Raw genomic sequence first — 21,646 nt, forward strand, 5'->3', positions numbered from 1 at the left:
CTACGCTCCGTAGAGTCTGCGGAGCACATATTTTTATACATAGATAAGTCATTTATAAGAGAATAATATGCGAAAAAAATCTCCCTGCGATATACAGGGAGATCTTTTTATGTTTTATATCATTCAGTAGCCTGGAAGACTGCTCTTACGAATGAATAGATGTGTGAGTGGATAGAGTCATCACCGTGATGACCATTCTGAACAACGTGCCATACATGAGGAACATTGTTTTTTGTGAAGTTGTTGTGGTAGCCCTCAGGAGTATTAAGACCAACAACGTCGTCCTGTGTACCGCCTGTTATCATTACGAGGTAAGGAGTCTCGTCCTCGCTGCTCCACTTCCATGAGCCTGATGCACCGGGAGCAGGACATATAGCACCAACATAGCCGAACTTGTCACCGTGCTTCATACCGATCTGGAGTGATTCGCGTCCTCCCATTGAGAAGCCTGTAACAGCAGTATTCTCTCTGCCCGTTGCAACGCTGTACTTGGACTCAATGTGCGGCATAAGGCTGTCAACGATATCATCAACGAAGTTGTCGTAGCCCTCGTTTGAGCCCTGATCAGCAAAGCCTGTAGCATCGTTCATAGTAGCACTTGTGAATACGAATGGAACTACTACGATCATATCCTTAGCTGCACCCTCAGCAATCGCATTACCGATGATCTGCTGTGTATACATTGTACTGTTGCCCTGAGTTATCATACGGTTTTCGTTCTCGAAGAATCCGTGGAGAAGATAGAGTACAGGGTACTTCTTGTTCGGATCATAGTTTGCAGGGAGCAGGATATTGTAAGGCTTGTTTTTGTTAGCCTTCTTGGAGAAGTAAGTTTCCTTCTTGATAGTACCGTACTGAACACCGTTCTTTTTGTTATGTGAATCGTTAGGCTCGTTGTTTACAAGAGACTTCTGAACTATATCAGTAAATTCTTTCATAGTGTACTTGCGCTGACCTGTTGGGCTTGTTGAAGGAGTCTCGGTAGGAGTTGTAGAAGGAGTTTCAGTCGGCGTTGTTGTTGAAGGAGTCGGAGTCTGAGGTGTTGTCGATGATGAAGCTGAACCGCCCTCAGTTGCCTGGAAAATACCTCTTACGAATGAATAGATGTGTGAGTGGATAGAGTCATCGCCGTGGTGACCATTCTGAACAACGTGCCATACGTGAGGAACATTGTTCTTTGTGAAGTTGTTGTGGTAGCCCTCAGGAGTATTAAGACCAACAACGTCGTCCTGTGTACCGCCTGTTATCATTACAAGGTAAGGAGTCTCGTCCTCGCTGCTCCACTTCCATGCGCCTGATGCGCCCGGAGCAGGACATATAGCACCAACATAGCCGAACTTGTCACCGTGCTTCATACCGATCTGGAGTGATTCGCGTCCTCCCATTGAGAAGCCTGTAACAGCAGTATTCTCTCTGCCCGTTGCAACGCTGTACTTGGACTCAATGTGCGGCATAAGGCTGTCAACGATATCATCAACGAAGTTGTCGTAGCCCTCGTTTGAGCCCTGATCAGCAAAGCCTGTAGCATCGTTCATAGTAGCACTTGTGAATACGAATGGAACAACAACGATCATGTCCTTAGCTTCGCCTGAAGCAATCGCATTACCGATGATCTGGCGTGTATACATTGTACCGTTTCCTGTTGTTATCATACGGTTCTCGTTCTCGAAGAATCCGTGGAGGAGATAAAGAACAGGGTACTGCTTGCTCTCGTCGTAATCAGCAGGGAGCAGGATATTGTAAGGCTTGTTCTTGTTAGCCTTCTTGGAGAAGTAAGTTTCCTTCTTGATAGTTCCGTACTTAACTCCGCTCTTTTCCATATGTGAATCATTAGGCTCATTGTTTACCAGTGAATTCTGAACTATCTCTGTAAGCTCTTCCATAGTGTACTTGCGCTGTCCGGGAACCACAACAGGCTCAACAACAGGGAATTCCTTTATTTTACCTGCAACGAACTGCATAATGAGTACAGCGTCATTTATTTCAAAAACGCCGTTGCTGTCAGCATCGGCAGCCTTCAGAGTCTTTTTGTCCTTGATGCCGTCGATTATGCCTCTTCTTGCAGCAATGATATCAAATGAGTCGATAACGCCATCATAGTTGATATCGCCCTTGCTCATCTGTACAGCAGCAGGCGGTTCACTGATCTCAGTACCCACCTTTGCGCCTACTACTTCGTCGAGGTAGAAGCTGCAGGTGCTGTCATCGGTCTCTACGTAGAGCTGCATATCCTTAGCTCCGTCAGGGAGAGTGAAGCAGCTTTTTTCAAGGTGTGCCCACTGACCTTTTTCAGCAGTTACTTCAGCTATTTTAGGATAGCTTGTAGTGCTTCCGTCGCTGTACTGCAATGTCAGGTAGAATGTAACGGGAGATGAAGTATCTTCTGTCATTACATAAGCACTGAAAGTATAATCCTGTCCTGCTTTGAAGCTTGAACCAAGACTTACTGTAGCACCGTTCCATGAAGCTGTTCTGCCGCTTGTGAAAAGCGAACCTTCACCCGAACGGGATTTGTCTGTTACAGTCTTGACAGATGCAGCACCTCTTCCGCTCCACTGTTCACTTCCGTCTTCAAAGGTGCTGTGCAGTAAATAATCACTTTCTGCTGCACTGGTCGGGGTAACTGCGATACAAGAGAGGGTAAGCATCGCGGCTGACATGATTGATAAGATTTTCTTTTTCATTTCCAATCCTCCTAAGAAAAAATAATTAAGACATTTCTGCATATTTATCCTGATGATGGAATTATCCATAGAGGGAATGAGCGGTAAGGGATATGCAGTTATGCCAAAAAAACAATACATATATTTATTATTATCATGTTTTTTGTCTACTGTCAACTCAAAAAATGATGATTATTGTAGAAAAAGAACGGTTCTTTACAATTAGTTATAATTTTACAGATATTTGATATTATTAAATAACTGTTAAATCGGCAAAATATATAAACAAGGTGCACCTTGTTTGTGCAAAAGTAATGAAAATGCAAAAAATGTCCCCTGAACAGCAATTTCAGCTGTTCAGAGGACATGATTTTACTAATTACCTTTTTATTCTTCCTGGTTTTGACATCTTCTGCTTGTACATTCTTGCGTCACTTATTTTGAGAAGATCCTCAATGCGCGTATTTTTATCTGCTTCGATAAGGTATGCCCCATAGCTGAGTTCGATCTTATATGGTTTACCCTGACTTTTGTTGTATTCGTTGCACAGGCGTATGAGATCGTAATTGAATTTATCCAGCTTTTCCTGTGAATAATCGGAAGCGTAGATATAGAATTCGTCGCCGCCTGCACGGCCTGCTATCTCATTTGAGGTACAGCATTGAGTGATTATATCTGCTGCTGCTTTGATAGCGGAATCACCCTCGTTGTGACCGTAAACGTCGTTTATGCGTTTCAAGCCGTCCATATCAAGTACCATTACGCATACGATACTTTTACCTTCGAGATTATTGACAGCATATTCGGAAGCGTCATTGAAGCCTCGGCGGTTGAACATACCTGTGAGCGCGTCGTGTATACTGATCTGCTTTTGTTTTTCGTAGAGACCCTTTTGCTTTTCATAAAGCTTATTGATGTTGTCATTTTTCCAGAGTCGCTCAATAGTGACTGAAAGGTTGAGCAGGAAGATATTATAGAAATCGGTGAAGATATCGTCATCTTCCATTTCGATAAGGGTATAACCGAACATTCTCTCAGAGCAGTATATACACATTATGTAATAGAAATGCGGAACTTCAGACTTTACCTGCGGTACCATATTTGCACTTCTCATAGGCTTGTCTGTCCTTAAATACTCGTCTCCCTTGTCTATCCATATCAGCGGTACGAATTTATCTGACGGGACTGAGTATTCGCTGGTGCATGAAAGTCTGCCTTTTGTATCGGTCTGAGTGAACAGGAAGAAAGCGCTGTAATCACCGAAGTTTGTTGCGCACTCCCTGAAAGAATGTTCAAGATCGTCCAGCTTTTCGACTTTATTCAGCTTGAGTATGGCAGCCTGTGCATCGTTTACGCAGTTATCGAAATATCTGATATTATTGTTGATCTCATCAATAGTATGAATCTCTTCCTTATATATTATTTTTTCACAGCCGCATGACTGAGAGAGGAGTATTCTCGGAGAAACGATATTGTCACCGCTGAATGTACCGTTGTCCATAAGCTGAGCCAAGATAGACATTGTCTTTTCGGCAATATCTTCTCTTTCACGTGTAGCGGTAGTGATATGCGGAACGAACTGCTTACCCTCAATTGAGCCGTCATAGCCCGATACAGAGATATCCTCGGGTATCCTTATCCCCCTGCGTTTAAGTGCAGTTGACACCGATATAGCCATATAGTCGTTTGAACATACTATAGACTGGGGACGCTCGGGGCGTGACAGGAAGAAATCTGCGGCTTCCTCGCCCTTGTGGAACCAGAAATCGCCCTCAAATATTCCTACACCGTCCTCGGGCAGACCTCTTTCCTTCATAACTTCCCTGAATACCTTAAGTCTCAGCTGAGCGTCGGGGTGTGTCAGATAGCCTGTCATGAAACCTATTTTCGTATGCTTGTGAACATCAAGGAAATGTTCAACAAGTCTTCGCATACCTGACGCATCTTCAAATTCTATATTATAAAATCCGTCAACAAAAGTACTTATGGATATTACAGGACATTTTGCAGTGCGTAGCTTTTTGATGATCTTTTCTTCCGCACCTTCAACGTTATATCCCTCACCGTCATAGATAATGCCGTCAAACTGTTCAAGGTCGATATAATCTATAAGGTCGTATTCGCCTTCTGAGAATTCCAGTGTTTTTTCTCCTATTTTTCCAAGAGAATTGAAATAAACTATATTTGCATTGATCTTTTTTGCTGCCTTATTGAAGCATTTGCAGAGTCCGCTTCTGTATCTGCTTGTAAGAGCGCATCCGAAAAATGCTATGGTTTTAAGGGAATTGATCATTGAAAAATTCACCTCCGAAAGAGAATTGCTTAAAATCAAACATCTCATGCAGTGAGAGTTTGTTATGGAGCAATTTTGATATTTATTTTATGTATAATCGAAAACGATATTATGTTTTATTTCGTTATCGTTTGCAAGTATTCTTATCCTTCCGTTAATTATATTTATGTTTTCTTCGGGAGCATATGTGTCTTTTCCGACAGCGGAACGTATAACGGCGTTGATATCAGAGTTAAAGATGTTCAAAGAAGTATTGCTGTCATACCCGCCGAAAATAAGCGACTCCTTGCCTGTAGCTTCAAGCTTTAGCGAAGTATTGCTCAGATTAATATCCGAGGTGCCGTACAGAGAACCGAAGATAGTGGCTTTGTCGGACATGATGTTGAATATAGCTCCGAAGCTGTCTGTATTTACGACTGCCTTGTCTCCGTTTAATGAGCCCATGACGCACATATAATTGCTTTTGGCGTAAAAATGCAAAGTGCTTTTGTTTAACGAAACACATGCATTGTTTTCAAGCGAGCCTATAAGCAGACCTGTTTCGCCTGTAAAATCGGCTTCTATAAGACACATTTCTATCTTTGGAGCAGTTTCGCCAGTTACAGCACCTATGCCCACGCATGATTCTGTACAGGAATTGAAGTGGTATTCTCCGCGGTTTATTGATATATTTCCGCCAAGTCCCGAGCCTATGCATATGCCCTTTTGTCCGCGGCAGTCTATATTGATAGCGCCGTCCTGCTCGAAAATAAGTTCACCGTGACGGGCATCGAGAGTATTTCCTATGCCGTAGTATTCAGGAGCGTTAAGGTCGATATTGAGAGTGCCCTTGCCCTCAATGACGAGCTTTGAAGTCTCATGGACCTGTATACCTGAGTTGAACAGATAATTTGTTCCGCAAAGGACTATTGTAACATTTGCGTCAGCACCTATCTCGATGCAGGGGCGCTTTTTGATATTTGTGAAGCATATGTCCTCGAGGGTTATGCGTCCGCTGTAGCCCGATTCAATGCGAAGGTGGATATCTGTTTTCATTTCTGGTGTTCCGATTATGGAAACGTCCTTATAGACCATTTCGTCTTTTCCGACTAAAATATCGGTATATCCGTCCTTGACGAGCTTTGTGAGCGAGATGCGGTTGCTCTTTCCTGCTGAATATACTTTCTTGTTGTTGCCGTCGATGCGTTCCTGATAATACTGTTTTATCTCGTTCCTGCACACTTCGCCGATCTGAGGTATTATAACAGCCGACGGCTTTGCAGTATAGAATCCCTGTATCAGGTCAGCTCCGAGATGTATTACTGTGCGGAGCTCTTCCGCCGTCTCCACACCCTCAGCAAGAGCCATGATATTGTTATCGTGGCAGAAATCAACTATTTCGCGGAAAAAATGCTGTTTTTTAGACTGATTATTTATATCGCTGACAAGAGATCGGTCTATTTTTACATAATCTGGCATATATCTGAGAAGATTGCTTACGTTGGAATAGCCTGTACCGTAGTCGTCAACAGCGAAGCCGATGTTATATTCATCGTAGAAATCCTGAAGACTTGTAAGGTCATTGTCGTTGAGCTCGGCTTCTTCTGTAAGCTCTATGACTATTTCAGTTGAATTATTTTCAAGATAGTCTTTAAGCACGGGAAGGTCGGCATTGTTTATCTTCACGCCGGGAATACTGTTTATAAACACCTTTGCGCTGCTGAGATTAGTGCGGTTTTCATTTATTATGCGCAGCACATTAAAGAATGTAGCGCGTTCCACATCGGCAAGACGTTCCTGCATAGTTGCGAACTTGATGATAGAAAGCGGACTTACATATGGTTCAGTCCTTGCGCGCATCAGAGCTTCATAGCCGTATATTTTTCCGCTTGCTGTTTCAATAATTGGCTGGAAGTGGTAATCCAGCAGATTTTCGTCGAGTATTTTTGTAACAAGGTCGTACTCTTTCTTTTCTTTTTCGTCAAGACTTCCGTAAGCGTAGGAATATACGGTGAATTTGTTGTTGCGGATACGGTCGAGCTGTTCCTGAGTATATTTTAAGGTGAGATTGCGTTTGAGTATCTCAAAGCCTCTGCATACTGTACCTATCCAGCGTCTGTATATATCATCATAAGAGCTGCACGGCTCATCGTGTCTTATTGCTGCATAGCCGAAGCATTCGTTTTCAAAGTAAACGGGAGTGAAAAAGTAAGCAGCAGGAGATGAGCGTTCATCTTCAAGGTCGGGCAGCATCTCATCAGACGAGAAGCTTTGCTCCAGACCTGCCATATTATTTTTATGGCTGCTGTAATATCTTATGGCATGGATCATGTTCCTGTAGCCGTTATGCGCAATATGAACGCCCATACCGATATTTTTCCATCTGCTGTCGATACAGAGGTGAAATTCGCTGATGCCCTTCAGCTGATATGCAAACGAATAAACCGTGCTGAGATATTCCTGAAGAGATGACTGAGTGATAAGGCTCTCGTCCATGTTATTGAATACCGAGTCAAAGCCCTCTTCGGAGATATCAGTTCCCCATTCGCTGCGTCTTATCTGATACTGCGGCATGGTTTCATTGTGACAGCCGCAGCTCTCGCCCAGAAGCATCTGTGGCTTCAGCTTGAATGAGTCGGGAGTTTTATCCTGAATTCTGTCCATAAGGAAGCCAAAGGCATACTCGCCGAATTCATACGCCGGTATAAGAGAAGAGGTGAGAGAGCATGGGCTTGTTCTGCCCTCGTAAGTTGAATCATAGCCGATTACGGCGATATCCTCAGGAACCTTTATACCGTGTTTTGCGAATATCTTACACAGACCTATGGCCATCTGGTCATTGGCGCAGGCAACTGCATCTGGAAGAGCAGAAGTATCCGCAAGCAGCTGTTCTGCGTAGATCTCGCCGCTCTGATACCAGAAATCGCCGTAGAAGATACGATCCTCGGATACATCGAGCCCTGCGCTTTTCATTGCGTCGCGGTAGGCTTTAAGGCGTTCTTTGGAGTGTTTATGCCATTTCTTGCCCGAAACGAAGGCGATATCACGGCAGCCGTGAACTTCGATAAGGTGGGTTATAAGCTCAAAAACGGCAGAATAGCCGTCTGTGCATATGCTTGGGAACAGTTCACTTTCCTTTTCGATGACGACAATAGGTCTGTCAAAAGTCTCTTTTAATCTGTTTTCGAGCTTTTCTGCTGCCCCCTCTGTCTGTATGCTGTCTTTCAGGATTATAGCGCCGTCAAACTTTGCGGGATTCATAAGTGAAAAGATGTTGGACTCTCCCTGTTCGCGTTCAGGTGTATCCTGATATTTAAGATACATTGAAAAGATGCATACGTCATAATTGGCAGCAAGTGCTTTTTTCAGGAAGCCACTGATGAAACGGCTCTGATATTCTTCGTCAGCCTGTCCGACAAATAAAGCAAGTTTTTTTCTTGAACTGTTCATAAGTGTATTCCTTTCCGATAAATAACAAAGGTAATTCTATAATATTATTTATCTATATTCTTTTGTAATTATTATATCATATATTATATGATAAGTCAATTATTATTGACTGTTTGTACAAGAAAATTCAATAAATAACTATAAATTAGACATTTATTGATTTGTTTTATATTATGTGATATAATTAATTGAAACCATCTGTTCATCGGAGGCATAGATGATGCTGGAAACTGCAAATAAAATACTTGAAAACGATACGTTCCGACGAAAGCTTGAAGAGCTTGAAAGGCTCGAAAAAGAGCGGAAATTCTGCGGACACGGACTTGAACATCTGCTTTCTGTGGCAAGGATAACCATGCTTATATGCGGGGAAAGAGGTATAGCTGCCGAACCCGATATCGTCTATTCTGCGGCGCTTCTTCATGATATAGGCAGAGTTGAGGAATATACACTCGGACTCCCTCATGATACTGAGGGAGCTGAAACGGCAGAGCAGATATTACACGAGGTCGGCTGCGGCAAGCGGAAAGCCGAGAGAATAATCGGTATGATACGTTCTCACAGGAGCAATGATTGCAAATCCGATACACTTGAAGCTGTTTTTTACGAAGCTGACAAGAGATCGAGAATGTGCAGTTTCTGCAAGGCTCAGGACGAGTGCAACTGGCCATATGAAAAAAGAAATGTGAATTTAGAGGTATAAAAATGAAGATAGGCAATAAGGAATTTGACGTAAGCCGTAATTGTTATATTATGGGAATCCTCAACGTTACTCCCGACTCATTTTCTGACGGCGGACGTTTCAATAATATCGACTCTGCTCTCAGACAGACTGAAAAAATGATAGAAGAGGGAATGGATATACTTGATATCGGCGGAGAGTCCACCCGTCCGGGATATACAAAGATATCCGACGATGAAGAGATACAGCGTACAGCGCCTGTTATCGAGGCGGTAAAGAGCCGTTTTGATGTGCCTATATCTCTTGATACTTATAAATACAAGGTAGCAGAAGCAGGTATACTCGCAGGTGCAGACCTTATCAACGATATATGGGGACTTAAATACGACAGCGGCGAAATGGCATCGCTTATAGCTAAGAGTGGAGCAGCCTGCTGCCTGATGCACAACAGGGAGAATATGGATTATAACTCTTATTTCGATGATGTAATATCCGATATGGAGGAAACTGTGAGGATAGCAGACGGAGCAGGTATAGCCCGTGATAAGGTTATCCTCGATCCCGGAGTAGGCTTTGCAAAAACATACGAGAATAATCTCGAAGCAATAGATCGTATAGACGAATTCCGCGAGAGACTGGGATTTCCTGTTCTTCTCGGTGCTTCAAGGAAATCGGTCATAGGATTAACGCTTGATCTGCCATCAGATGAACGGCTTGAAGGAACAGTGGCGCTTTCCGTCATAGGTGCAATGAAAGGCGCAGCGTTCCTGCGTGTACATGATATAAAGGAAAATATCCGTGCCGTAAAAATGACTATGGCAGTAATGAGAGGTTATAAGAATGGACAGGATATGCATTGATGAACTGAAAATATTTGCTCATCACGGTGTATTTGAGCATGAGAACATAAACGGTCAGAACTTCTACGTGAACGCAGTTCTTTATGTTGACACCGAAAAGGCGGGGATCACCGATGAACTGAACCATTCCGTGGATTACGGAATGGTCTGCGGAGTCATAAAAGAAGCCATGACACATCACACATATAAGCTTATTGAAGCTGCGGCGCAGGCTGTTGCGCTGGCTGTGCTGAAAAGCTCCCCGTTGATAGTACGCACGGATATCGAGATAAGGAAGCCCGAAGCTCCCATAGATATGGAATTCGGCTCTGTATCGGTAAAAATAAGCCGAAGCAGACATACTGCACTTATTGCACTCGGCTCAAATATGGGCGACAGCAGGAGCATTATTGCAGAAGCTGTGAAAAAACTGGAGAAAAGCGAATATATCGGCAATGTAAAACAGTCTGAACTTATCGTAACAAAGCCCTATGGCTATACAGAGCAGGACGACTTCCTCAACGGAGCAGTTCTGTGCGAGACTTTCCTTTCTCCCCGCGGACTGCTTGATCTTATGCACAGAATTGAAAACGAAGCAGGGCGTACACGCGAAATACACTGGGGACCGAGGACTCTTGACCTTGATCTCATATTCTATGACAGAAATATCATATCCGAATCCGATCTGACAGTACCTCACCCCGATATGCAGAACAGGGACTTCGTACTCAGACCCGCAGCGGAGCTTATGCCTGATTACGTTCACCCCGTACTCGGACTTAAAGTTTCGGAACTTCTTGAAAGGTTGGATGAAAAATGATCAATATTATAGCAGCAGTAGCAGCGAACAGGATTATAGGAAGCAAAGGAAAAATACCGTGGGATATCCCCGAGGACAGAGCTTATTTCCGAAATCTGACAAAAGGAAATATATGTATAATGGGCAGAAAGACCTATGAGAGCATAGGCAGACCGCTGCCCGACAGGATAAATATAGTTGTTTCGTCAACTCAGAGTCTGTTTTCACGTAATCTCAGAACAGTTCGCAGCTTTGATGAAGCTGTGAAGCTTGCGAGAAAATGCGCGGAGATGTCCTCAGGGGCTCAGGAGATATTTATCTGCGGAGGAAAAAGGATATATGCAGAGGGACTTGAGATCGCAGACCGCCTGTATATTACAGAGCTTGACCGCAAATACGAGGGAGATGCATTCTTTCCTGAATTTGACAAAAGCAAGTATGAACTTGTACAGCAGGACCGCAGAGATGATCTGGGACTTAGCTTTTCAGTATACGAAAAGAAATAATATATATAGAAAAAATTCACTCTTTTCAGACATTTAATAAGACGAAATTAAAAATAGATTAATCGTTTTGCAGCCGTTTCCAAACTTGTATATTTGAAGCGGCTGCATTTTTGTTTTTGCGGAGATTGTTTCTGATTTTTGTAAAAAAGCACTTTATTACTCCTGATTTGATACTGAAATTACTAATGTAAACGATATAACAAATAGTTATATTTTCTTAACGAATTAATCACACATGGTATAAAGTCCACTTAATATACATTTTGTGCACCTTATGATTAAATATGATTGGCTCAACCAATTTTGTAGTTTAATTAAAATCGCAAAAAATGATACCTTAAATTAATTACAGCAAGTATTGGCTTGTGTTTATTAGCCAAATAGTTTATTCTGTAAGGGAAATATATAGAGCATTTGCTTATATGGGGTTTATTTAATCATTAATTTGTCGACACAAAATAAAAAATGTTTACACAAAGGAGTGATTGGAGTGAGATCAAACACACTCAAAAAGATCATCAGCGGAACCGTATCTGCATTGATGATCGCTGCAAGCGTCCCCTCAGTTGCATCAGCTGCTGACCAGCAGACAAGAGGCAATATCGGCGGTTTTGATTACGAAATGTGGAATCAGAACGGTCAGGGACAGGCATCAATGAATCCAAGTGCAGGATCCTTTACCTGCTCATGGAGCAACATTGAGAACTTCCTTGCTCGTATGGGCAAGAACTACGACAGCCAGAAGATCAACTACAAAAAGTTGAACGGCATCACACTTGAATACGATGTAGAGTACACACCAAAGGGCAATTCGTATATGTGTGTATACGGATGGACGAGAAACCCTCTCATGGAATATTACATCGTTGAAGGCTGGGGCGACTGGAGACCACCCGGAAATGACGGTGAGAATAAGGGTACCGTAACTCTCAACGGCAACACTTATGATATCCGCAAATCAATGCGTTATAATCAGCCATCACTTGATGGTACAGCTACATTCCCTCAGTACTGGAGCGTTCGTAAGACAAGCGGTTCAGCTAACAATCAGACAAACTACATGAAGGGTACTATAGATGTTAGCGGTCACTTTGAAGCTTGGGAAAAAGCAGGACTTGATATGTCAGGTACTCTTTATGAGGTTTCTCTCAACATCGAAGGCTACAGATCAAACGGTTCAGCTAACGTTAAGAGCGTTTCTGTAAAGACAGGTACAGGTTCATCAGACGTAACTGTTGAAACAGGAAACGGCGGACAGACAGTTGGTGACAACGGCGGCAACAACGGCGGCGGAATGGACTGGGGCAACTTCGGCGGCAACAATGGCGGCGGAATGAACTGGGGAAATTTCGGCGGCGATAATGGCGGCGGAATGAACTGGGGCAATTTCGGCGGCGATAATGGCGGCGGAATGAACTGGGGCAACTTCGGCGGCGACAATGGCGGCGGAATGAACTGGGGCAATTTCGGCGGCGACAATGGCGGCGGAATGAACTGGGGCAACTTCGGCGGCGACAACGGCGGCGGAATGAACTGGGGCAACTTCGGCGGCGATAACGGCGGCGGAATGAACTGGGGCGATTTCGGCGGCAACAACGGCGGCAACAACGGTGGAAACATCGACTGGGGCGGCATGGCCGGCGGCTTCAATAACACAGGCGGAAACATCGGCGGTGATGCTGGCAACGGCGGCAACGCTAACAAGGGCCTTAACGCAAAGATCAAGAACGATATGCCTACAACAGTACCAAGCGGCAACGAGAAGAGCGGTGCCTGCAAGGTTGAAAAGAAAACATATAACTGTAAATTCACAGGCGGACAGAAGAGCTGTAATGTTGTTCTTCCTCCTAACTATGATCCAAGCAAGAAATATCCTGTAATGTACGTTCTCCACGGTATCGGCGGTGACGAGAACAGCATGGTAAGCGGTATGGGCGTTCAGGAGCTTCTTGCAGGACTTATCGGCAACGGCAAGGCTGAGGAAATGATCCTCGTACTCCCAAGCCAGTTCACAAGCAAGAACGGCAGTCAGGGCGGCGGCTTCGGTATCAATCAGGAGACCTGCGCTGCATACGACAACTTCCTCTATGACATCTCAGACAGCCTTATCCCATTCATCGAAGCTAACTATCCTGTAAAGACAGGCAGAGAGAACCGTGCTATCACAGGTTTCTCAATGGGCGGACGTGAAGCTATCTACATCGGACTTATGAGACCTGACCTCTTCGGTTATGTCGGCGGTGCTTGTCCTGCACCGGGTATCACACCGGGTAAGGATATGTTCATGGAACATCCAGGCTGTATGACAGAAAGCGAAATGAAGTTCAGAGATGTAGGACCTGAGCCATATGTATTTATGATCACAGGCGGTACTAATGACTCTGTTGTTGGTACATTCCCTAAGTCTTACAGTGATATACTCACAAGAAACGGTGTTGACCATGTATATCAGTCAATTCCGGGCGGCGGACACGGCGCTGATTCGGTAAAGCCACATCTCTATACATTTATGAGATATGCATTCAAGGGAAGTGAGTCTGCTGTAGTTACAACTACAACGACTACTACCACAACAACAACGACTACTACAACAACAACTACAACTACTACCACAACAAAGCCTGTTACAACTACAACAGTTGATATCAAGGCAGAGCTTAACTCCAAGGTAACAAAGTGGGGCGACGCAAACTGTGACGGTGTAGTTGATATGGGTGACGTAGTTGCAATAATGCAGGCACTTGCAAGTCCTGACAAGTATGCTCTTAAAGATCAGGGCAAGCTCAACGGTGACGTTTCAGCAGCAGGTTCAGGCATCACCAGCAACGATGCACTCGTTATCCAGAAGTTCCTTTTAGGAAGTATTTCATCTCTCCCTGAGAGCTATATGCAGACCGTTTCGTAATATTTGATATCTTTTACAGAAGACGTACCGCATTTTATGCGGTACGTCTTTCTTTATGCAGTATTGAAATGGCGCATCGGAAGTGATATAATATATTTATACTATTAAAAATAAGAAGGGACATGAGAAAATGAGTGACAGATCTAATAATATCCCATGCGGACTTACCGAGTCGGAGGTAAGCTGTTCATGCTGCGAGCTTGGAGATATCAAAGCAGATGAAGTAAAGGATTACGATATAGTAGTAGTTGGTGCAGGAGCATCAGGCGTACCTGCGGCAGGCTGGGCAGCAGAGCTTGGTGCAAGGACTGCACTTCTTCAGAAGGAGTCATCGGTAGTATCTCAGGGCAACTGCGGTTCTGCAATAATAAAGTCGCGCTCTACCGAGGCCGGCATAGCAAAGTGGATACATCATACAAACAGTCTTTGCGACTGGAGAGCCGATACAAAGCAGCTCCGCGCATATGCCGAACATTCAGAGGAAGCAATGATGTGGTTCCTTAACCGTGCAGGACTTACTAAAGAGACTGAATACGGCGACGGAAGCAAGGTGGACAATAATGCTGAAAGTGCAAAGCTCCTCAACGACGGCGACAAACTCTGTGCATTCAGAAGTACCAGCGGCGACTTTACAGGAATGTGGAAAGACCGTATGAGCAGTTACGATTACGGCGACGACCACTGTTATTTCTGGGCACCATGGATAGGTCCGAAGCCACTTAATGTAGGAAATGCTCTCCACAATGCCCTCAATAACATAATGGAAAAGCATGAAGAGCTTCATGCATATTTCTCAACACCTGCCGTAAAGCTTATTATGGACGGAAAGCGGGTCACAGGCGTTATTGCCAAGAACAAGGACGGCAGGTACATACAGTTCAATGCTTCAAAGGCGGTGATACTGGCAACAGGCGACTATACCAACAATGCAGCTATGGTACAGCGCTGGTGTCCTGATATAGCTGAATTTGACAAGAAGCAGTTCGGCAAGACAGGTGACGGTCATATTCTTGCCATAAGTGCAGGAGCTGAAATGGAAAATCTCGGACATACAAAAATGATGCATGATTTCGATTCTGCACTCATGTTTGAAGAGCCTTTCCTGTTTCTTAACATGAACGGTGAGAGATTTACCAACGAGTATACAGGCTTTGTGTATATGGGGAACCTCCTGAAATATCAGCCTAAATTCAAGGGCAGTATGCTTGATGCTGACCATAAGGACGGCTCAAAGGGCTGGTACTGTGCTATTTACGACAGCGATTATGTTAACTGGGATAAGGACGAGTTCGTAGACGGCTGTGTACCGCCATTTGTTATGGAGAAATTCATTCCGGGAGCAGTTGAAGAGCCCCAGGGAGTATTCAAAAACCTTATCGACCTTCACAGATGCGATACTCTTGAGGAGCTTGCAAACGAGCTTGGCATACCCTATGACAAGATGAAGTTTTCAATAGACAGATATAACGAGCTTTGCGAAAATGGAGTCGATATTGATTTCGGCAAGCCAGCGAAGTATATGCACAAGATAGAAAAAGCACCTTTCTGGGGCGCAAGAAAGCATATCAGAGTCTCAGCAGAGGTATCTGGAGTCATAACCAACGAGAACGCTCAGGCTCTTGACAGTGAGGGCAAGCCTATACAGGGACTTTACTGTGCAGGAAATCTGGGCGGACCGTTCTATGGCGGAGCAGATTATCCATTCCATCAGACTGGACTGTCTCTCGGCAGATGCTATACCTTCGGCATGATTGCCGCAAAGCATGCTCTCGGCGTTTTGTAAGTGAGTAGAGAATAGAAAGTAGTGAGTAGAATTGTAGGGGCGGATATTATCCGCCCCATTTTTTCGTAATGAAAAATTTTTATCTGTTATTTTTTTACTGTATCCTTGCCTATTCAGTTACTATATGGTATAATGAATGCAAAAGCATTCATTATAATTGATTAAAAAGCCCTTGCAGATACGCAAATCAGAGATTTGCTCCCTGCATATCGGGCAATTATATCATAACGCTTCGTTTATATGATATAATCTTATTAAAAGGAGATGATACTTTTGAGGATACCTGTTGTGGTAAAGAAAGCAGCTGCAGCAATAGGCGCAGCATTAATGATGATGAGCTTTTCATCATGTTCAAAATCGGAAATACATGAAGTAAAGGTTGAACATAAAACGGAAGTGCCGCCGAAAATGATGTTCCTCGGTGACTCCATAGCAGCAGGCTACGGTCTTGAAGGATATACAAAGGACGATAATTACAACTGCCGTTCCTATTCAAATATACTCAAAGACAAATATACGGCAGAGCTTGGCAGCGAGTGCGCTCATACTATGGTAAACGAGGCTGTATCGGGATATACCTCCTCAGACCTGATAGCGCAGATACAGAGCGGAGAACTTGACAGTGGTCTGAAGGACGCGGACGCTGTTGTAATATCTATCGGCGGAAACGATCTTCTTGGTTTATTGTTCGACCTTGCAGGGGCTCTCGGTATAGATGATTTCAGTTCCTTTAATATCAAGGATATCGACCTTGCAAGTGCAGCATCTGCTCTTCTTGGAATGGGAAACGATGCTGACAAGGCACTTGAACAGTTCAGCGTAAATATTGATACAATATCAACTGAGCTAAAAAAGAGAACCAACGGAACGATATTTGTGCAGACTCTTTACGATCCTGTTGAATACTACGATAAATTTGCAGTGATAACAGATTTTGCTGCTCAGAAGATAGAAAAGCTGAACAGTATAATTTCTGAGAAATCAGCAAACGGGTATAAGGTCATAGATGTTGCGTCTGATTTCAAGGGAAGAGCAGGGGAACTGACAAATATCAAGAAAATGGATATCCACCCAAATGCAGCAGGACATGAACTAATTGCCGAAGATGTGGACAAAGCCTTTCGTGCAACGGGTTTTTCCTATTTTACCATTGAAAAAGTGAAAGATGAGCCGGGCTTTGGAACGAGAATAGCTGTTTTATGCAGTATTATCGCAGCTGCTCTGATAATGGTCATAGGCATTGTTCTGATAGTCAGGAAAAAACTCAAAAAATAAAATGAAGCCTGAAAGGAGTGATACTTCTTTCAGGCTTTTATCATTTGTTTTCTTTGAGTAATAATACTTCACTTTCGGTCAGTTGTCGGAACTCCCCCTGTTTCAGCTCAGGGTCAAGCTCCAGAGAGCCTATACTGTCGCGGCGCAGGTAGAATATTCGGCAGCCGACAGCTTCCATTATCCTTTTTACTTCGTGCTTTTTGCCTTCATGTATTGTGAGTGTTGCAGCAAAAGCAGCACCGTCAGGATTTTTCATGTATTTTTCGCGGCGTTCGGCAGGAATGAAGCTTTCAAGCTCACGTATTTTGTACTGTCTGCAAAGTCGGAATTCCGCAGGCTTTGAGGTGAAGCCATGCATAGGAATGCCATTTTCTATAAGCTGTATCTTTTCGGAATTGACAGTTCCCACAGCATAGAAGAAATATGTCTTGCTTATATGTCTGTCAGGCTGCATGATCTTGAAATCAAGGTCACCGTCATCGGTAAGTATCAGTAGTCCGCAGGTATCCTTGTCAAGCCTGCCTACGGGATGGAGCTTCTCTGCAAGCTCGGCAGGGAAGTAGTCCATAACTGTTTTGTGAACTGCATCGGAACAGGCTGTAACGCAGTCCTGCGGTTTGTTGAACATATAGTAAAGCATTATAATTCTATGGTATCACCCACGTTAAGGCGATTTTTGGTGAGATAGCTGTCGGACAGCTTTATTGTTTTTTCGCTGTCATTTTCGCCTCTTATAACTATGCTGCACATGGGCTCTTCTCCGTCGGGAATACCCTCGCAGCCGTAATCCCATTCGATTATTTCAATTATGGTATATTTCAAAGCATTTCCTCCCTGAGATATTTAATAAGACCGCGGCAGCCCTCTTCGATATCGCTGTAAGCCTTGCCGAAGTCTCGGCTGTACCACGGGTCTGAGACATCGTCGCCTCGTCCTGCAAAGGTGAGCAGCTTATATATCTTACCGTCACTGTCACTGCCGAAAATTCGGTTCATATTGCGGATATTTGCTGTGTCCATGCCGATGAACAGGTCGTATTTATCGTAGTCGGATTTCCTGAGCTGTACAGCGAACTTTCCGCTGTATCCGATACTGTGCTTTGCAAGCTCTGCTTTTGCAGGAGGATAGACAGAGTTGCCGAGTTCCTCAGTACTTGTTGTGCTTGAAGCAATATATAATTCATCTGAAAGACCGCTGTCAGCTACCAGCTTTTTCATTATAAATTCAGCCATTGGCGAACGGCATATATTGCCGTGGCATACGAACATGATTTTATACATCTTCTCAAATCACCTCAAATCTTTTATAATCGTCGTAAAATAGCGCAAATACACATTTTGACATTGCGTGAATAAAAATGAATATTCTTTCATAGTTTTGCATATTCCTTCATATTTTCTCATGTTTTGTCATGCAAGCGTGGAAAAACTGTGGAAAAAAGTCTGGCCATATATAGCATTTTATCCTTGTTTTTTGTGGATTATTACTTCGATAAAATGGTAAAATGAATATTTTAAGTCAACCGTTTCCGAATAATCGCATCATTTCCTTCTCGGCGTCTTCAAACTGTACATGAGTATACGTATTCAAAGTAACGCTTATGTCGGCATGTCCCATTATGTATTGAAGCATTTTAGGATTCATTCCGTTCTTGGCCATGTTAGTGCAGAAGGTATGCCTGCAAATATGCGGAGTTATAATAGGCAGCGGCAGATGATTGATGTCGTTATTATATTTTTCTCTGATTCGCTGCATATACTTTTCCCAGTGCTGCGCTACGGTAGGTCTTGAATTTTTGTCCAGAAACAGGAAGCCAACCCTGCCTCCTATAACTGGTTCTGTTTTGACTCTTTTGCGTCTTTTGATTATTCTACGGAAGCAGTCAGCGACTTCAATAGTCATAGGTACATACCTGATACCCTTCTCAGTTTTTGGTGCTTGAATGACATACTTCATATTACTGGCGCGGATAAGCTGGTGGTCTACCTTGATACGATTCTTCTCAAAATCAATGTCAGAGATAGTAAGTCCACAAAATTCAGAAATACGCAGTCCTGTGTTAAACAGGATCAGTTCTTTTTTATAGCCTTATTATCAAACTCGAACGAGCACTTCTGACCAGTTATCTTAGCGACGTACTCGCAGAAAAAGGTCATCTCTTCGTAGCCGGTTGTGATCATCTGACCGTTATGATAGCTGACAGCGTTGATCACGATATGAGTATGCATACTGCCACATTCAGTATCCTTCAAGTGCGTACAGTACAAGACCTGATATTTACCCGCAAAATACTCAGCACATTTCTTACCATACTTAGCAGCAACCGCCAGATCTGTCACCTTATCGTTATAGGCAATAACGATGTGTACAAGCGGGTTTCCACTAACTTTGTTGAACCACATGCGTACGATAAGCATCTGGCTATATGCCTCTTCGTAATTGTAGGGATTAACGCCGAATCCACCACGGTAGAGTGAACGAGCATCTGATATGTACGCAAGTGCATTTTGTAAGTAGTCCAAACCTCCGTAAGTGTTTCTGATCACATTAATTTTTGCCATAAGTCATTCACTCCTTCCTGCATCGTTACTACTGCATCTGGTTCGTGAAGTTCAATCATAGAACAAGCGTAGTTGATTGTGTTCTGAATTTGAACCATAATTGCAGGCGTTAGAGCTTTACGTCCGTTAGCACCTACAATGTTCAGGTAGTTGTTTACACTCATACCTGCATCCTTAGCATTTTTCTGAATCTTTTTGAGTTCAGTCTCCGAAGAACGCAGCGATGTTACCTTTTCTCTACGCTCCGACTCATCTCGGGTATGTGCACGTTTCTTGTGCTTGTACTTGTAATTGTAATCGTTCATAGTGACTACTCCTTTATAATAAGATTATGAAAGCAGCAAGTGACTCGACCTCAACGAAGAATCCACCAATAGAACCAACATCTGAAGTATCTGAACAGTATGAAGAATCTGTGGGGATATCACAATAGACAGGATAGCAGATACTCTCTGTATACCTTATAACCAATATCTCTGTACTAATTGATCAAGATTCCTCCTCTCTGGTATACAAGATTTCTCTCTATATCTCTATATATAAAGCAAGCCGCTGCGCTCCCATTATACGCAAGGACAAGCTCATACCCGACACACACATAGAGACTGACAGCTACGCCGCTTGTCAGCTCATTGAATCACAAGAAGAGCTGAGCTTTGACACCTTGAAGTATATGGCAGAAACGGTCGAGGGCAACTTCACGTTTACGGTGCTTGATGACAACAATAGCTTATACATAATAAAAGGCTCGAATCCGATGTGCCTGCTCCACTTCAAGGATATCGGGCTGTATGTATACGCATCTACCGAGAGTATCATGAAGAACGCTATCCGCAGGATAGGTTTGCATAAGTTCGCAAATGAGCGTATCAAAACAGACGAGGGAGATATACTGTGTATCGACAGGAACGGAAATATCACACGCTCGGAGTTTGAGCCTAAGATATATCGCTCCAAGTACGGATCATGGTACGGTCTCGACGACTCGCCCTATTACGATATGCATGAGGAGATACTACTTGCATACTGCGGATGCTATGGAGTGGATAGCGAGGACGTCGAACTTTTGCTTGAGTACGGCTACACTTGCGATGAAATCGAGGAGATGCTTATGGATACCAATCTGCTTCACGAAGCTCTCAGGGACGTAAAGTATATGTGTGGGGAAAGCCTGTATGAGAACTGCTGCGGAGGTATATGGTAATGGGCAAGATCGGATACATTCGCGTCTCAACTGAACACCAAGAGACAGCACGTCAGGAAGCATTGATGAAGCAATATCAGGTTGAGCGTGTCTTCGCTGAGAAGATGTCTGGCAAGAATGCTGACCGTCCCGAGCTGAAGGCTATGCTCGAATACGTACGTGATGGCGATACTCTGTACATCGAGAGCATTAGTCGTCTTGGACGTTCAACAAGAGATCTGTTAAATATCATTGATGTGCTTCAACGGAAGAAGGTTACTCTTGTAAGCAGTAAGGAAAACATAGACACCAATACTCCTCAGGGACGCTTTGTGCTGTCAATATTTGCAGCGTTATCAGAGCTTGAACGTGAGCAGACTCTTCAACGTCAGCGTGAGGGCATCGCTATTGCAAAGTCACAGGGGAAGTATAAAGGTCGGCAGCCCATACCTATTGACTGGGTCAAGTTCGGTCAGCTGTATGAACAGTGGAAGTCTGGCGCTATAACGGCGGTATGGTTTCAGAAAGAGATGGGCCTGCGTACCAATACTTTCTACCGAAGGCTTAAAGAATACAAAAGAAAGATTAAATAAACAAGAGCGAGCCGGCAATTGCCGGCTCAAACTCTTTCAATAGGGTGGTGTTTTTTGCTGACATATTTCAAAAGCCCCAAAACGACTTATATGACATACTTTTTTTGTATGTCAATAGACTGTGGTCTATTGACA

General features: G+C 43.6%; 18 protein-coding genes. 9 read left to right on the plus strand and 9 right to left on the minus strand.

Features of this window, described 5'->3' with window-relative positions; translation table 11 throughout:
- Nucleotides 1-119: 119 nt before the first annotated feature.
- The 3 genes from L870_RS18725 to L870_RS18730 form a co-directional block, all read right to left on the minus strand.
- Complete coding sequence (locus tag L870_RS18725) at nt 120-2,684, minus strand: alpha/beta hydrolase-fold protein (RefSeq protein WP_051411583.1); 2,565 nt, start codon at nt 2,682-2,684, stop codon at nt 120-122.
- Between the two features lie 358 nt (nt 2,685-3,042).
- Entirely contained in the window at nt 3,043-4,956 is a 1,914-nt protein-coding gene (locus L870_RS0114110; RefSeq protein WP_028518698.1) for a substrate-binding and GGDEF domain-containing protein, read from the minus strand.
- An 87-nt stretch (nt 4,957-5,043) separates the two neighbouring features.
- The gene (locus L870_RS18730; RefSeq protein ID WP_051411584.1) at nt 5,044-8,385 is read right to left on the minus strand and encodes an EAL domain-containing protein; all 3,342 of its coding nucleotides are present in this window, start codon (nt 8,383-8,385) and stop codon (nt 5,044-5,046) included.
- Between the two features lie 217 nt (nt 8,386-8,602).
- Between L870_RS18730 and L870_RS0114120 the strand changes: the two genes are divergently transcribed.
- From L870_RS0114120 to L870_RS0114150, 7 genes are all read left to right on the plus strand, one after another.
- Nucleotides 8,603-9,088 (plus strand): HD domain-containing protein, encoded by a 486-nt coding sequence (locus L870_RS0114120; RefSeq protein WP_051411585.1) that lies wholly within the window; start codon nt 8,603-8,605, stop codon nt 9,086-9,088.
- 2 nt (nt 9,089-9,090) lie between these two features.
- The gene (gene folP / locus L870_RS0114125) at nt 9,091-9,927 is read left to right on the plus strand and encodes a dihydropteroate synthase (RefSeq protein WP_028518700.1); all 837 of its coding nucleotides are present in this window, start codon (nt 9,091-9,093) and stop codon (nt 9,925-9,927) included.
- Nucleotides 9,908-10,726, plus strand: a complete 819-nt coding sequence (gene folK / locus L870_RS0114130) for a 2-amino-4-hydroxy-6-hydroxymethyldihydropteridine diphosphokinase (RefSeq protein WP_028518701.1) — start codon at nt 9,908-9,910, stop codon at nt 10,724-10,726. The genes folP and folK overlap by 20 nt, the downstream gene beginning before the upstream one ends.
- A complete protein-coding gene (locus L870_RS0114135; protein WP_028518702.1) occupies nt 10,723-11,211 on the plus strand; it encodes a dihydrofolate reductase in 489 nt (162 codons plus the stop codon). Before folK ends, L870_RS0114135 begins: the two co-directional genes overlap by 4 nt.
- 490 nt (nt 11,212-11,701) lie before the next feature.
- The gene (locus L870_RS20085; protein WP_051411586.1) at nt 11,702-14,116 is read left to right on the plus strand and encodes a glycoside hydrolase family 11 protein; all 2,415 of its coding nucleotides are present in this window, start codon (nt 11,702-11,704) and stop codon (nt 14,114-14,116) included.
- Between the two features lie 130 nt (nt 14,117-14,246).
- Nucleotides 14,247-15,899 (plus strand): FAD-dependent oxidoreductase, encoded by a 1,653-nt coding sequence (locus L870_RS0114145; protein ID WP_028518703.1) that lies wholly within the window; start codon nt 14,247-14,249, stop codon nt 15,897-15,899.
- Nucleotides 15,900-16,172: 273 nt separating this feature from the next.
- Entirely contained in the window at nt 16,173-17,174 is a 1,002-nt protein-coding gene (locus tag L870_RS0114150; protein WP_242836518.1) for an SGNH/GDSL hydrolase family protein, read from the plus strand.
- Between the two features lie 40 nt (nt 17,175-17,214).
- Here the strand turns inward: L870_RS0114150 and L870_RS17855 are convergent, their stop codons facing one another.
- The 6 genes from L870_RS17855 to L870_RS0114180 all read right to left on the minus strand — a co-directional run bounded on the left by L870_RS17855 (nt 17,215) and on the right by L870_RS0114180 (nt 20,040).
- Entirely contained in the window at nt 17,215-17,814 is a 600-nt protein-coding gene (locus tag L870_RS17855) for a pseudouridine synthase (protein WP_051411587.1), read from the minus strand.
- Nucleotides 17,814-17,996: a hypothetical protein gene (locus L870_RS17860; RefSeq protein WP_037272525.1), complete on the minus strand. Its 183-nt coding sequence runs from the start codon at nt 17,994-17,996 to the stop codon at nt 17,814-17,816. Before L870_RS17860 ends, L870_RS17855 begins: the two co-directional genes overlap by 1 nt.
- The gene (locus L870_RS0114165; protein WP_028518705.1) at nt 17,993-18,454 is read right to left on the minus strand and encodes a low molecular weight protein-tyrosine-phosphatase; all 462 of its coding nucleotides are present in this window, start codon (nt 18,452-18,454) and stop codon (nt 17,993-17,995) included. Before L870_RS0114165 ends, L870_RS17860 begins: the two co-directional genes overlap by 4 nt.
- 238 nt (nt 18,455-18,692) lie before the next feature.
- Nucleotides 18,693-19,247, minus strand: a complete 555-nt coding sequence (locus L870_RS17865; RefSeq protein ID WP_341349479.1) for a site-specific integrase — start codon at nt 19,245-19,247, stop codon at nt 18,693-18,695.
- Complete coding sequence (locus L870_RS0114175; RefSeq protein ID WP_162148454.1) at nt 19,244-19,696, minus strand: relaxase/mobilization nuclease domain-containing protein; 453 nt, start codon at nt 19,694-19,696, stop codon at nt 19,244-19,246. Before L870_RS0114175 ends, L870_RS17865 begins: the two co-directional genes overlap by 4 nt.
- Nucleotides 19,697-19,716: 20 nt before the next feature.
- The gene (locus L870_RS0114180; RefSeq protein ID WP_028518707.1) at nt 19,717-20,040 is read right to left on the minus strand and encodes a plasmid mobilization protein; all 324 of its coding nucleotides are present in this window, start codon (nt 20,038-20,040) and stop codon (nt 19,717-19,719) included.
- Between the two features lie 359 nt (nt 20,041-20,399).
- On the opposite strand from L870_RS0114180, the gene L870_RS17870 reads away from it, so the two are divergent.
- Together L870_RS17870 and L870_RS0114190 are read left to right on the plus strand one after the other, a co-directional pair.
- Nucleotides 20,400-20,939 carry a hypothetical protein gene (locus L870_RS17870; RefSeq protein WP_242836519.1) on the plus strand — a complete coding sequence of 180 codons (540 nt, stop codon included), beginning with the start codon at nt 20,400-20,402 and terminating at the stop codon, nt 20,937-20,939.
- Nucleotides 20,939-21,511 (plus strand): recombinase family protein, encoded by a 573-nt coding sequence (locus tag L870_RS0114190; protein ID WP_028518708.1) that lies wholly within the window; start codon nt 20,939-20,941, stop codon nt 21,509-21,511. Before L870_RS17870 ends, L870_RS0114190 begins: the two co-directional genes overlap by 1 nt.
- The last annotated feature ends 135 nt before the right edge of the window (nt 21,512-21,646 follow it).

Origin of the sequence: Ruminococcus flavefaciens ATCC 19208, assembly GCF_000518765.1 — a bacterium.
GTDB classification, from domain to species: domain Bacteria; phylum Bacillota; class Clostridia; order Oscillospirales; family Ruminococcaceae; genus Ruminococcus; species Ruminococcus flavefaciens.